Origin of the sequence: Flavobacterium soli DSM 19725, assembly GCF_000422705.1 — a bacterium.
Lineage (GTDB): Bacteria > Bacteroidota > Bacteroidia > Flavobacteriales > Flavobacteriaceae > Flavobacterium > Flavobacterium soli.
The window spans coordinates 38787-54161 of record NZ_AUGO01000006.1 but is presented as its reverse complement, the minus strand read 5'-3'; the positions used below and the strand labels follow the sequence as shown (position 1 = coordinate 54161).

The 15375-nt window shown below is 36.3% G+C and carries 9 protein-coding genes; 2 read left to right on the top strand and 7 right to left on the bottom strand.

Going from position 1 to position 15375, the window contains the following annotated elements:
• Positions 1-55: 55 nt before the first annotated feature.
• Both lpxD and G508_RS0107565 read left to right on the top strand, forming a co-directional pair.
• On the top strand, positions 56-1057 hold the full coding sequence (gene lpxD, locus G508_RS0107570) for a UDP-3-O-(3-hydroxymyristoyl)glucosamine N-acyltransferase (protein ID WP_026704748.1): 1002 nt from the start codon (positions 56-58) through the stop codon (positions 1055-1057).
• Positions 1058-1205: 148 nt separating this feature from the next.
• Positions 1206-2390 (top strand): aspartyl protease family protein, encoded by a 1185-nt coding sequence (locus G508_RS0107565; RefSeq protein WP_026704747.1) that lies wholly within the window; start codon positions 1206-1208, stop codon positions 2388-2390.
• 74 nt (positions 2391-2464) lie between these two features.
• Here G508_RS0107565 and G508_RS0107560 read toward each other — a convergent pair whose 3' ends face one another.
• The 7 genes from G508_RS0107560 to G508_RS0107530 all read right to left on the bottom strand — a co-directional run bounded on the left by G508_RS0107560 (position 2465) and on the right by G508_RS0107530 (position 15186).
• The gene (locus G508_RS0107560) at positions 2465-3901 is read right to left on the bottom strand and encodes an MFS transporter (protein WP_026704746.1); all 1437 of its coding nucleotides are present in this window, start codon (positions 3899-3901) and stop codon (positions 2465-2467) included.
• Positions 3902-4155: 254 nt separating this feature from the next.
• Positions 4156-5913, bottom strand: a complete 1758-nt coding sequence (locus G508_RS0107555; protein ID WP_026704745.1) for a discoidin domain-containing protein — start codon at positions 5911-5913, stop codon at positions 4156-4158.
• Between the two features lie 85 nt (positions 5914-5998).
• A complete protein-coding gene (locus tag G508_RS0107550; protein ID WP_026704744.1) occupies positions 5999-8242 on the bottom strand; it encodes a glycoside hydrolase family 3 N-terminal domain-containing protein in 2244 nt (747 codons plus the stop codon).
• Between the two features lie 102 nt (positions 8243-8344).
• On the bottom strand, positions 8345-9721 hold the full coding sequence (locus G508_RS0107545) for a glucoamylase family protein (RefSeq protein WP_035694392.1): 1377 nt from the start codon (positions 9719-9721) through the stop codon (positions 8345-8347).
• Positions 9722-9812: 91 nt separating this feature from the next.
• A complete protein-coding gene (locus G508_RS0107540) occupies positions 9813-10724 on the bottom strand; it encodes a LamG-like jellyroll fold domain-containing protein (protein WP_026704742.1) in 912 nt (303 codons plus the stop codon).
• Between the two features lie 28 nt (positions 10725-10752).
• The gene (locus tag G508_RS0107535) at positions 10753-12210 is read right to left on the bottom strand and encodes a RagB/SusD family nutrient uptake outer membrane protein (protein WP_026704741.1); all 1458 of its coding nucleotides are present in this window, start codon (positions 12208-12210) and stop codon (positions 10753-10755) included.
• Between the two features lie 12 nt (positions 12211-12222).
• On the bottom strand, positions 12223-15186 hold the full coding sequence (locus tag G508_RS0107530) for a SusC/RagA family TonB-linked outer membrane protein (protein ID WP_026704740.1): 2964 nt from the start codon (positions 15184-15186) through the stop codon (positions 12223-12225).
• Positions 15187-15375: the final 189 nt, after the last annotated feature.

The window sequence follows — 15375 nt, the reverse complement described above, 5'->3', positions numbered from 1 at the left end:
TCCAATACTAATATGGTTTATTTGGTAAAAAATAATTAATCCATTTTCCATAATTATGAAATCATTCACAATTCAAGAAATAAACGACCTTCTTAAAGGCGAACTTATTGGGAACACGAATCAAAAAATCAATTCGCCCGAACAACTGGAAATGGCGAAGAATGATGAGATTTCATTTATAGGAAACAAAAAATACGAGAAACTCTGGGAAACCTCTCAAGCTTGTGCAGCTGTTGTAAACCAAGATATTTCGATTGAACCAGGTGAAAACAGGGCTTTTATAAAAGTGAAGAATGCTGATTTAGCCATGTCACAAGTGTTGGAATTATTTGCTCCACCTCCACCAGCTTTCCATACAGATATTCACCCAAATGCTGTTATCGATGCTACAGCAAAAATTGGAAATGGTTCCAGAATTGGTGCAGGATGCTATATTGGCCCGAATGTTGTCATCGGAGAAAATACTACAATTTACCCGAATGTTACTGTTTTAGATGAATGTACGATTGGAAATAGAACCACTATCTGGTCAGGAACTGTGGTTCGTGAAAGATGTCATATAGGAAACGATTGCATTGTACATCCAAATGCAACTATTGGAGCAGACGGTTTTGGTTTCAGACCTTGTGCCGAAAGAGGTTTGGTAAAAATTCCTCAAATCGGGAACGTAATCATTGGAAATGGTGTTGAAATTGGTGCTAATTCATGTGTAGATAGAGGAAAATTCAGTTCAACCGTTTTAGGAGATGGCTGTAAGATTGATAATTTAGTTCAAATTGGCCACAACAGTAGATTGGGTAAGTTTTGTATAATGGCTGGAAACAGTGGTCTTGCAGGTTCTGTAACTTTGGGCAACGGAGTAATTATTGGCGGAAGCGCTTCTATAAAAGATCATACAACAATTGGCGACGGAGCCATTGTTGGAGCTGGTTCTGGTGTAACTTGCGATATTCCTGCAGGAAAAACCATGTTGGGTTATCCCGCAATCGAAGCCCGAGATGCCTTGAAACAGTGGGCCATCTTGAAACGATTGGTTAGAGAATCATGTGGTAAATAATTTCTTGATCATATTTCTGAGTGACTTTCTTTTTCAAGAAGGTCATTTTTTTTGTGTGTAGTCTTCACAAATAAAAAGCCCTTTATTTCTTTGTAAAAAAAAACTTAAATTAGCTTTTATACAAAATACTTCTAAAAAACCCCATTTTATGAAAAAAATAATTTTATTACTATCGCTCTTTTTACTTTTCGGTTGTGGAAGAAATTTGCTTCCAACAGGAACAATACAGCAACAAAGTTTTAGTGAAACCATTCCTTTTAATTTTGACAAAGGATTACCAATTATTAAAGTGACTATAAAAGGAGTTGACTATAATTTTATGGTAGATACAGGAGCTCCAACAGTAGTTTCACCCGAAATTGCAGCTATTTTAAAACCCGAAAAAGTAAAAAAATCAACTGTCGGAGATTCGCAAGGCAATAATGGCAAACAGGAATTTATTGTGGTAGATGAAATCAAAATCGGAAATCTAGCTTTTAATGACATTGGAGCTGTGGTGATTGACATGAAACAATCTTTCGAAGTCAAATGCATAGGTCTTGACGGCTTGATTGGTTCCAACCAAATGTCGAATGCAATTTGGGAATTTGATTATACTAATAAAAATATTACTATCACAGATGATTTTGCAAATTTTAAAGAACCGAAAGGTGCATCCAAATTGAGCTTTATTGATAATTCGCTTCAAAAAACGCCGTTGGTAAAGGTACAGATTGACAGCACCCAATCATCCTACCTTACTTTTGACACTGGAGCAAATGGTGGCATCAACCTACGACTTTCGCAATTTAAAGAGACCATAAAAGAATATCAACAAGCCAAAAGTTATGGCAGTTCGTCAAGCGGAATTTATGGCGTTGGAAAATCAGATACGATCACAATTGCAAAAATACCGTTTATGAAAGTTGGCAATTTGAAATTAAAAAATCAGTTGGTAAATTTTGATGAAATGGCTTCGTTTGTCATGGGAAACAGCTTTTTGAGAAATTACAAAACTACCATCAATTGGAAAACAAAGAACATTTATCTTTTACCACAAGAAACGGAGGCACAAAAAAGTTTTGAAACTCTTGGTCTGTCGATTCGTTACATCAATAACAAACCAACAGTTGCCCTTCTTCATCAAAATTCGGATGCTGAAAAAGTAGGTCTTCAATTGGGTGATATAATTTTAGACATTGATGGAAATGATCTCACTCAATTAAGCGAAGAACAAGCTTGTAATTATGTATTCAACAATATTCTGAATAAAAAGAAAGAGGCTTCCATTACTTTTATTCGAAATAATGAAAAGCAAACTGTCAAAATTGCTACCAAAGTTTTATTGGAATAATTAAAATGCTAAATAAAAAAAAGTCTGTACATTCTAAACGTACAGACTTTTCACCTTATTAAACTACTTCACTATTAATGTCCACCAGAGATTTTTTTATCAAAAGAAATCCCTTGTTTTTTAAGTATTCCACCCACTTTCCAAGCATAAAAAGCCAGATAAGCAAAACATAAAACACCTACAATATAACTTTTTTGACTTGAAGTAACATCGGCAACATAACCTTGCAGAAGGCTGATAAATCCTCCACCCATAATCATCATAATCAAAAAGCTACTTCCTTGACTGGTGTGTTTTCCTAAACCGCTTACCGCCAAAGTAAAAATACATGGCCAAAGTGTACTACAAAAAAGCCCCACACTTGTAAAAGCATATACACTAACCATTCCGGTAGTTCCCATACCAATTAGCAAAGCGACAATTCCTAAACCTGAGAATATCAAAAGCATTCTTGCAGGATTTCCTTTACTGGCCATATCGGCAAAAATCAATACTAAAATGATTAAAGCATACACATAAAAAGGTGTCAAATCATGATTTGCAATTGCATTTACAGCAAGGAAAACGCCAAACGCCAAATAGGGTGCAAGAAAACGTAATATCTTTTGTAAATTCATATCATCAGTAAATGCTTCGATAGCTCCAGTCCAACGACCAATCATCAAACTTGCCCAATATAAAGAGATGTAGGGAGCGATATCTTTTGTCAAGAAACCTAAACTTTTTTCCATATAGGCAGGCAAATTACTTGCGGTAGAAACCTCTACACCCACATACAAAAAAATGGCAATCATCCCTAAAACCAATTGTGGATATTGTATAGCCGATTTTTTTGTAGAAATCTTATCTTCCTCCGTTTCAACAATAGCTTGAGGCTTATCTGGCAAAGAAGAAAACTTCAAGAAAATGGCTACTGCCAAAAATGCTGCTCCAAGAATCAAATAAGGTACTTTCACACTCTCGATACTCATTTCCGTATTTCCAGACACTGCCGAACCGAAAATAGCATAACTCACGATTAGTGGACCAATTGTTGTTCCAAAATTATTGATACCTCCAGCCAATGTAAGTCGCTGTGAACCCGTCTTGATAGGTCCAAGTGCAATTGCTAATGGATTAGCTACGGTTTGTTGCAAAGAAAAACCAAGAGCCACAATAAATAAACCTGAAAGCATCAAGGGAAAAGAACCAGTGTTTGCTGCAGGATAAAACAATAAAGTTCCTAAAGCAGAAATTCCTAAACCTAGAGCCAATGAATTTTTATAACCTATTCTATTGATCAAATCGCCTTTGGTTAGATAGGATATCAGCAAATAAATCAATGATCCAACGGTATAAGCGATATAAAAAGCCAATGAAACCAACTGGCTTTCCAAGTTTGATAAATCAAAAGCTTTTTGAAAAACAGGAATTAAAATGTCATTACTTGCGGCAACAAATCCCCAAAAGAAGAAGACAATTACCAGAGGAATAAATTGTCCCCATTTTGTTTGTGTAGATTCAGAACTCATATTTGTTTTTGGTTAAAAAAGGTTACTTTAAGAACATATTTTAAATGTAAAAAACACATTTAATAAAATATTTGCCGAAAAATTTAGAATACTTCAAAATTAGACTTCAAATATTTCATAAATATCATTTATATAAAATTATCGTACAACTGAAAAGCAAATAAGTTATTAACGAAAACGATTTCTTTGCGTAAAATAATTCATTTTAGCCTAATAAATATCGATTGCGACAAGCGAATTAAACTCAAACAGCTTTATTCGGATTTCTTGATTTCGGATTTTGGTCCGATTCCATTGTTGTTGAAAGCTTCGATTTGGAAATAATAAACATCCGAACGATCTAAACCGTTGAAATAATATTCGTTTTTGCCATATACCATAATAGAACCATACATTTTATCAGGTGATTTTCCGAAGTAAATCACATAACCATCTGCAGAAGGTTCCTGTTGCCATTTGAACCAAACATTTCGCCTTTCGCCTTTCTTTTTTGGTTCACTTCGTAAGGGAACAAAACTCTGAACTAGGGAAGGTTTGTTTCCACTTGCTTTTCCAAAAACACGAAATCCAGAAAGTGCGAATTTACCCGTTGGCATTCCGAGATTTTCAATTTTGATATAACGAGCCTGAACTGGTTTTGGAAGTTCAATATAATCATGAGGAACATCTTTTGAATTCTTGCTTTTATCGACCAAAATTTTCCAGTCCTTATTATTATCCGAGTAATATAAAATATATTGGTGTCCTGTTGTAGTTTCAGGCTTTCCCATCAATTCAACATCCTGATCGGCATAATTAATTTGAATGGCATTGATTGTGCTTTTTTCTCCCAAATCAGAAATGAGCCACTCGCCTTTTCCTCCTGATTTTGCCGCCCAATAGGTTTTTATATCTTCGTCAACAGCATAATTGGATTGATACCCTCCCAAACTTGAAGATACTTGAACAGGTTTGTTATAGTTGAGCAACATCCAGCCTGAGAAATTGTCATTCAGATGATTTTTCTTTTCAGATGGCAGAAAGGTTGGATAATCACCATAAGCGGTATTGGAATATAATATTCCGTCCTTGTCAAAACCGGCAGGCCAAATTCCGATACGACGTTCAAAATTATTTTTGGTACAGATAGAAATGGTGGAAACATGCCAAAAAGCATTATTTGCATCTTCATAAGTTGCTCCATGTCCCGCACCTCTAGCAAAACCTCCTGGCTTATATGAAAACGGATTGTGCGATTGGTATTCAAAAGGTCCTAACGGATTATTACTAATGTAAACCCCATCGCCATAACCGCTGAATTCTGTTCCAGGACCACCATATTGTAGGTAATATTTGTTGTTATACTTGGTTACAAAAGCGCCTTCCATAAAAGGTTGCAAAAAAGTATTATCGTTGTTTTCTCCAAATCGTTCCCAACCATGCTCATCATCGTTCAATGCAATTAGCGGAATCACTTCGCCTTCTGGTTGAAAGGTTTTTCGGTTGAGTTTCACACCATAAAGTGGATACAAATTGCTCGAACCATAGTACTCATACACTTCATCTTTTTCCTTGTCCCAAAAAATTTGCGGATCCCAAGCTCCAGCTTCCGACTTGTGAACAAGTTCTTTCCAATCATCAACCGATGGATTGGTACTCATCCAGATTGGAAACTCTTTTCCGTGTGTTGACCCTACAACCAATAGCGTGTCGTTCACAAAAGAAAGCGATGGAGCACATAACTCATCATACACCTTATGTTCTGGTCGTAGAAATTTTCTAGGTATGAATTTCCAATCCAACATATCCTTGCTGTGCCAATATCCCCATTGGTTGGTTGAAAATAAATAATATTCGCCCTTGAAAAAAGTAATGACCGGATCGGCAGTTGCACGATGTTTTCCTTGGGTTACAAAATTAGGAATCAGGCAATAGCCATAATCAATATTGATAGGATTGCAATACGTTTTTTGCTGTGCAAAACCAACATTTGTAATTAGCAATACGACGAACAGTACTATTATTTTTTTCATTTTCTTTATTATTATGAAATCCGTTTTAGAAAAAACCCTTCAACATTTAAGTTGAAGGGCTTTTACACATAAACATGAAAATCAATTAATCAACTAACTCAAATTTCTCCTTTAACTCTGCATTGGAACTTCCACCGATGAAAACCTCAAAATCACCTGCTTCGGCAACATTATTCATGTCAATGTTATAAAATTTTAAATCTTCTGATGAAATTTCAAAAGTAACCGTCTTTTTCTCGCCTTTTTTTAGCTCCACTCTTTCAAAACCTTTTAGTTCACGAACAGGTCGTGTTACAGAACCTACAACATCTTTTATATACAATTGAACGACTTCCGCACCATCGTAATTTCCTGTATTGGCTACATCTACTGTAACTTTCAATTTTTGATTAAACTTGATTTTTGCAGATGAAACTCTAAGGTTAGAATATGAAAAAGTAGTATAGCTCAATCCGTATCCGAAAGCAAACAATGGACTATTGTCAACATCAGTATAACGAGATTTATATTTTTGTTCAGGATCTGAAAGGCCCAAATAAGGACGTCCTGTATTTTTATGGTTGTAATAAATTGGTACTTGACCCACATTTCTAGGAAAAGTGATTGGTAATTTTCCGCTTGGATTATTTTGTCCGAAAAGGGTTTGAGCTACTGCATCTCCACCTCTACTTCCTGGAAACCAAGCTTCCAAAATAGCATCCATGTTTTCGTTTTCCCAAGTCAGTGTCAAAGGTCTTCCGTTGAAAAGCACCAAAACAATTGGTTTTCCGAGTTTTTTAAGCTCTGCTAAAAATTCTTTTTGAATACCCGGCAAATCGATGTTGGTTTGAGAAGCTGCTTCGCCTGTCATATTTTCTCTTTCACCCATAACCGCCACAATCACATCTGCTTTTTTAGCATTATCGATTGCTTTTTGCATCAAATCTCTTTTTGTACTTTGAATTTCTACACCTTCATCAAACGTAACATTTGCTGTATTTCCCAAGAATTTAGTGATTCCTTCCTTAATACTTGTTGCAAAACCATCGCGTTCTCCCAAAGCTGCCCAAGAACCAATAATATTGTATTCGTCGTTCACAAATGGTCCAACAAAGGCAATTTTTTGCTCTTTTTTTAGTGGTAAAACAGTATTATTGTTTTTCAACAACACCATCGATTTATTGGCAACATCAACAGCGGCTTGCAAAAACTCTGGCTTATAAATCGTTTCTTTTTCCCTTTTTTCATCCGAATAACGGTAAGGATCTTCAAATAGACCTAAATCATATTTTAATTCCAATATTCGCTTGCAAGCGTCATTGATCACTTCAATAGAAACTTTACCTTCGTCATAAGATTTTTTAAGTGTATTCATATAAGTAGCACCTACCATATCCATGTCCAAACCAGCATTCATAGCTAGTTGGGCAGCATCTTGTTCGTCTTTTGCAAAACCATGGGCAATCATTTCATTGATACCTGTGTAATCTGAAACGACCATACCGTCGAATTTCCATTCACCTTTCAAAACATCTCGCATCAAGAATTTACTTGCTGTTGAAGGCACTCCAGAAATTTCATTAAATGATACCATGAAGGTTTTTACACCAGCATCAACAGTAGCTTTGAATGGAGGAAGATAAATGTCTCTCAAAACCCTTTCGGACATGTCAACAGTGTTGTAATCACGACCGGCTTCGGCTGCTCCATAAGCGGCAAAATGTTTTGTACAAGCCAATATGGTGTTGATTTTTGATAAATCATCTCCTTGGAAACCTTTTACATTTGCAACTGCCAATTGTGAGCCAAGATAAGTATCTTCACCAGAACCTTCAGAAACTCGGCTCCATCTAGGATCACGAGCGATATCAACCATTGGTGCAAATGTCCAATGCACTCCTCCCGAAGAAGCTTCGGTAGCGGCAATTCTGGCTGCCAATTCTACTGCTTTCGGATCAAATGAAGAAGCCATCCCTAGATTGATTGGAAAAATAGTTTTATAACCGTGAATAACATCGTGTCCAAACAATATTGGAATTTTTAGCCTTGAGCTTTCCAAATTGATACGTTGAATTTCGCGTGTTGCTTTTGCTCCAGTGGCATTTAGTATAGAACCTACCTTTCCTTGTTGGATTCTGGTAATGAAGTTATCACCTGTTTTTGGGCCTGTTACCGTTCCATCAGAGGTAAATTGCACGGTCTGGTAGATTTTTTCATCAACCGTCATTTTAGCCATAAGTTCAGAAACAAATTCTGCTTTAGGCTTGATTGCTGTTCTAGGCGCTTTTTTTTGAGCACAAACTGGTAAAACAAATACCAGTGCAAATAGTATCGATTGGTAACTTTTCATATTGTAAACTTTATTCAGTAGTAGAATGGGAATATATTGTTGAATAGTAAAAACTATTTCGAAATTTCAATTTTGGATTACAACTAAAGTCGTAAGGTTTTTTTAAAAATTATATTTAGAAGATTGAAAACCTAGATTTTGTAAACCGGTTTTTACTTCGGGTGCATTCATAAACAGTTTCCAAAGAAATCCTGTTCTATAATTTTCAATCATTGGCACAATTGTACCTTGGTCTATCGCCAAATATCTTCTGGTTACCCAGTTGTGATGTGGCGAAAAAGCATCATAAGGACCTGCAACTCCAATTAGCGTTGCTTTTTGATCTTCATAAAAATAGCGAAGTGCTTTCATGGATTCTTCTGGCGTGTAAGGAAAAGATGAAAGTGCTGCAGTTGGAGTAATAACCCCTCTGTCGTTTGTTGGTTTATGATCGGTATAACCTGTAGAACCATCTCCATTTCTAGAATAACTTGCCGTTAATCCCCAGCATTTGTCGCTGTAACCGTTCCATTGATTTGGATTTACAACGGAATGTTGGTGCATGATTTTGGCATGGTTTTGCACCAAGCTCCAATAATCAGCATATTGATCGGTCAATCCTGTTGGATCCAGACCTAGATAGGAATAATGTGACCAAAACATTGGCCCTACATTTCCTGTTGAACCGTTATAATTGAATATAACTGGAATTCCATATCGGCTTCCGCCATGAACAATATTGCCACTTCTAGCCCAACCTTCGTGATAGGCTGCTGCATTAATAGCATGTGTTGGCGATGCAGCCGCCATGACATAGGTAATCAAACATTCATTATAACCTTCGAGTTTGAAATTCATCTGCCATTCATACTCTGGAGACCAATGCCAATAAAGTGCATTTTCTCCTTTTGTGTACCAATTCCAGTCTACACCTTTCCAAAGTTCATCTGCTTTTTGAGCCAATGCCTGTTCGGATGCTGAACCGTTTTTATAATATTCTCTGATGCAAATTAATGCCTGACATAAGAATGAAGTTTCTACTAAATCGCCCCCGTTGTCCATTGTTCCGAAAGGCACGACATCGCCGTTTGTTCCATTCATCCAATGTGGCCAAGCTCCGTGAAAACGATCTGCAGTTTCCAAGAAATTTAAGGCTGTGTTTAATCGTGTTTCGGCTTCACCTCTGCTCACAAAACCTCTTTCTACTCCAACCAAGATGGTCATTAACCCAAATCCTGAACCACCAGTTGTTACTAAATTTTGATCATTCGAAACATCATCAACGTGGTAGCGTTCCCTTGCCAATTTTGAATTCGTTTCAGCATAGTTCCAAAAATATTTGAAAGCGTCTTTTTGAGCAAGAGTAAGTAATTCTTCCGCTGGTAATTGCACGATAGGTTCTGTTGGTTCTTCAATAGGAGGATTTTCCTCTTTTGTTGAATCAGAACAAGCACATGAAAATACGAAAGGTAGTAATATGAGGAGTTTAAAGAATTTCACTTGAGTGGGGTTTTAGATTTAATAATTGTGGAGGCTATAAAAAAATACCCGACAGGCTATTCCTGCCAGGTATTTTTTGGAGTTTAGGAAATTATCTTCCTGCTTTTTCTAGCTCGTATAAAGCTCCGATATCAGATTGAGACAATGCTTTTTTGTAAACACGAATCTCATCAACACTACCTTTCAAAGCTGCATTCCAAGTATCAGTGTTAGTTCCTTCGGCAACAGTTCTTAATGCTCCAATAATTGGATAAGTAGGTGTAAACTGAACAAATGGCTTAGACATATCACTTCTTTTCTCCCAAGCTGAATTTGAAATTTTAATACCATTAACATATAATCTGTTAGAAGTTCCTTGATCTGTTGCTTCATAAACATAAACTACATGAGCCCATTGTCCGCCAATTTTATTAGCATTCCAAGTGTGAGTTGCATCCATCCAATCTTCTTGCTTGATCATGTTTAAGCAATCTCCTCCAAATGTTTCTTCACCATCCTTTACTTTGAATTCGGCTTTCATCTGGATTGAGTCACTGCTTACTAAACCATGAGTGTTTCCAAAGATTGCCAAATTACCTACTTGTTCGTTTGGATTTGTCAAAGTAAAGATTGGAGAAATTGCACTGTCTGCATCAGGATTAGCTTTTTGATTTGTTATTTTAACCCAACTACTTACTGTTATATTACCGCTCATAGCAGCCAAAGCTGGAATTGAAGGATATTTCATATAACCAGAAGCAAATGTTGCAGCTTGTCCTTTTGCTCCAGCTGCGAAAGAAGTTGCAACTGTTCCATTTGGTGAAGTTCCAGAAATTTCTTCAATACCATCGCCATCAAGAGCCCAATAAGCAACTAAATCTGCAGCTGCTACTTCATCAGCAGAATTATATCCACCAATTGGAGGAAGTGGAGTTGAACCACCATCATCACTACCACAAGATGTAATCATTGTTACACCTAAACCTAGTGCTATCGAATAGCACAAAAACTTGTTTGTTTTCATAAAAAAATATTTAAAATTAGAGTTAAAGTTAGTATCCATTATTCTGCATTAATCTGCCTCCGCTAGCAATAATCTGGTTTTGCGGAATAGGAAACAATTCATGTGTTCCTACAATAAAAGTTTTTCCATCGGCTGTCATTGCCGCTGCAGCCTGTCCTGTTCTCACCAAATCAAACCAACGGTCGTGTTCCATTGCCATTTCCCATCTCCTTTCGTTCAAAAGTGATTGCATGGTTAGGTTTTCTATCGGTCCCAAACCTGTTCTTACTCTTAGTTCGTTGATTCTTGCTTCGGCTTCGCCTGTATTTCCAAGATTGAAAGCAGCTTCGGCTCTAATCAATAAAATATCACTGTATTTTAAAATCCTGAAATTTTTGGCCGTGTTTCCTTTGTCATCGTTCCAGGATTCGGCGATTTGACTTTGATAGGCTTTATAATTGTATCTTGGATTGGTCCATGATGTTGGCGCTTCAAATCCGTCCCAAAGTGTTGAGGGAACAAATAATATGGTTCCATCTTTTCGAACATCACCAGCCAAATAAGAATTTACTAGATTCAAAGAAGGTGTGTTGAAACCCCACCCCATATCAGGTGTTCCTCTTGGACCTTGAACATTGGTGTAATCTCTTAAACCGTTTGTCAAAGTAGCTTGAACTTCGTAGATCGATTCTGATTTGTTTTCTCCTGTTTCTCTCCAAACTTCAGCATAATCAGCCAAAAGTGAATATTGACCTGACGTAATTACATTTCCAGACATATCAAATGCTTGCTGCCATTTTTCTTGATATAAATAGGCTTTCGCTAAAAGTGCTTGTGCAGCTCCTTGAGTGGCTCTTCCTAAATTATCGGGTGCATATTGTCCTTTTAACGGAAGCTTCTCGATTGCCTCCAATAAATCAGCTTCGATTTGAGCATAGGTTTCTTCTTTTGTTTTTCTTTTAAATACAACTTCATTGATTAACTCTGTATTGTTGATGTCGATTTTTTCGATAACAATGGGTACACCGCCAAAACATCTTACCAAATCAAAATAGAACAAAGCTCTTAGAAATTTTACTTCACCAATCAACCTGTTTTTTAATGTTGCATCAATTTGCAGCTGATCCAAATAAAACAAGGCATTATTGGCTCTGTAGATACCATCATACCTTCCTTCCCAAACATCATTAAAAGAAATATCTGTAGCACCGAAGGTCAGATTGTCCATTTTGGCTTTGTCGTTTCCAGTATCTGTTGGTGTCGAACCTTTATCAGCATCATCAGATGTAATACTTGTGATTCCGATCCATGAAAATGAATACATATTGTAATCTAGCTGTTTGCTATAAACGCCATTTACCAATCGGACTGCATTATCAGGATTGTTAAGGAAATCCAATTCATTTTGCTCACTGTTTGCATCTACATTCAGGTCATCTTCACATGACCAAAAAGCCAAGGAGAGAAGTAATAATGCTGTAATTTTTATTTTTATAGAATTGATCATAACTTTATTTTTTTAGAAACTAACATTTAAACCTAATAAGAATGTTTTATTGGTTGGATAGGCATCCAATTCAATACCTGCATTCCCTAATGGATTTGCATTATCTCCTCCTGACAGTTCAGGAGAATATCCTGTGAACTTTGTAAACACAAAAGGATTTGTTGCTGTTACATAAAATCTTACTTTGTCTATTTTTTCAAAAAACTCAGGAAAGGTATAGCCTACTGTAATATTGTTGATTCTGAAGAAAGAACCATCTTCGATATAATACGTAGAAGAAATTGGCACTTCGTTGAAAGGTTTTGGATTAGGACCATTTGGTGTTGAAGGTGTCCAGAAACCGTCCAAAACAGCATCTTCTACATTCTCTCCACCAAACCGTTGGGCTTTTTTTCCATTATATAATTTATTACCACCAACACCATACGTATCTACCGAGAAGTCCAAATTTTTATAATTCCCACCAAAGCTAAAACCATAAGTGTGAGTAGGCAAATAAGATCCAGCTACTACTCGATCCTGGCTGTAAGTGAATCCTCCATCACTGTTAAATCCAGTTACATCATACACATAAAAACTTCCCAAAGCTTCACCTACAATAACTTGTTTGGTGAATTGCCCGTTTCCAATACTTCCTCCTATATAATCTGAAAAATAAGCGTTATCTACTTTTGTCAATTCGTTCTTATTATATGAAAAGTTACCGGAAACCCAGTAGTTTAAATTATCATTGATTTGATCAGCCCATCTCAAAGAAAGCTCAGCACCTTGATTGCTAACATCACCTGTATTAACGGTAACCAATCCTGGAGATAAAACTGAAGGAAGTTTTACTGGCAAAATAACGTCAGAAGATTTTCGATCGTAAATATCAAAAGAGCCTGATAGTCTTCCGCTTAAGGTTTTAAAATCAAATCCCAAATCGATTTCACTCATTGTTTCCCATGTTAAATTTGGGTCAACCTGATAGGCCTGATTGTTACCTGCATTAATTGTTTCATCTGGACCGAAAGCATAATTATTTCCACCTCCAAATAGTACAATATTCAAGGCGTTTACAGAGTTTCCATTGCCAACTTCTCCATAACCACCTCTAAATTTCAGGTATTCAAGAAATTTTACATCTTGCATAAAATCCTCATTAGAAACTACCCATCCAGCAGAAACAGCAGGAAACATTGCCCATTTTTTTCCGTCTTGAAAGGCACTAATTCCTTCACGTCTTATAGAAGCCGTAAAAAGATATTTATCATTAAAATCATAATCCAATCTAGTAAAATAGGCAATTGAAACAACTGGAGTTGCACGTCGATTACTTACTACGGAACCTGGGGCAACTTCCTCATTATAAGTTGATAAATCTAGTGACCAATAATTAGATTGTTCTGGAACATTCCAGCGAGTGGCTGATAAATTCTCTGAAATTCCAGACGTGGTTCTGGACATACCTAAAGTTGCTGAAAACGTATGCTTGTCTAAAGTTTTATTGAAAGTAAAAAAGTTATCCCAGTTCCATCTGTAGGAATCTCCCCTTCTTTGTTGCAACGTATTTACTGGTGCTTGTGCAGAGTAATCTTCTATTCCACTAGTTGCATTTTGAGACAACCAAATTTCTCTACTTGGAGTAAACGTGTACCCTTTTGATTGATCATAGGTTGCACCAAAACTAGAGTTGAATTTAAGTTCGTCCAAAATTTTCAATTCGGCTGCAATAGAACCAAATAATACTAAATTTTTATTTTTCTCATTCGTAAAATACAATTGTGCTGCAGGATTACCGACATTGTTAAATCGATCACTACCATTAATATCTACTTGTCCTGTCTCTGGGTTTCTTAAAGGAACTCCCCATCTTCCATTCTCAAATTTTACAGGAACAATTGGAGCTTGCTTATAAGCATTTGTGAAAGCACTTAAAGGTTTAGGTGTATTATTTACGATTGAAATATTCATATTTTGGGAAATTTTCAATCGGTCGTTTAGCAACTTGAATTCGGTTCTAGAACTAAGATTGGTCCTATCGAAATTTGTTCCTTCCAGAATTCCTTTCTCTTTATAATTGGTTACGCCAAAATAATAATTTGCATTATCAGAACTTCCTGAAACGGCAATATGATTGCTTGAAACTTCTCCAGTTCTTGTAATTTCATCTAACCAATTGGTTGAATAAGGCTGATTGGCATTAAAATAAGAAGAAGATCCCAAAGCCGAATTATTATAGTAGTTGTAACGGAATGGATCTGCCATATCTACTTCCCTTTGAATAAATTTTTGGCCAAAATAACTATCAAAAGTGATCTTCATTTTACCTTTCCCTTTTTTGGTAGTAATTACCACCACACCATTTGAACCTTTTTGTCCATAAATTGCTAGTGAAGAAGCATCTTTTAGAATGTCCATAGTTTCAATTTCATTTGGCGGTAAGCCATTTAAACTCGAAGCTTCAACCCCATCAATAATATACAATGGATCTCGACCACCAATCAAAGTTCCTAAACCTCTAATCCTTATGGAAGGATTTGCACCAGGTTCATCATTGGTTACGATATTAACACCCGCTGCCCTACCCTGAATGGCTTGAATTGCAGATTGAGCTGGCGTTTTCATTATATCAGCTGCTTTGACTTGAGCAACAGAACCTGTAATACTTCCTGCTTTTTTTGTTCCATATCCAATTACAACTACTTCTGATAGTGAATTAGTTTCTTCCTTCATTTGAATTGTCATTCCATTTGTAGCAGTAGTTTGAACTGTTTCAAAACCAACCATGGAAAATACTAAGTCTTGGCCTTCTGTCGTGTTAAGGGTAAAGTTTCCGTCAAAATCAGTTGAAGTACCTGTAGTGGAACCTGATACAGTAATGTTTACTCCTGGCAGTGGCAAGCCTGTACCGTCGGTTACTTTTCCTTTAATTTCCTGTGCTGTTGTGATACACGAGATTAAAAGTAATAAGAAGCTAAAAATTATTCTTTTCATCTGTTACTATTTTTCGTTTAGTTAGTTGAGCCAAATTATAAAATTACAACGTTATCGTAACATTTCGTTAACACCTCGTGAATACATCACAATAAGAAAAAGCCCAAAATACCTTTAATAAAAGGTGGTTTGGGCTTAACATCTATAATTTTGATGTAGTAGTGATGTAGTATTGATGTAGTTCGAAAA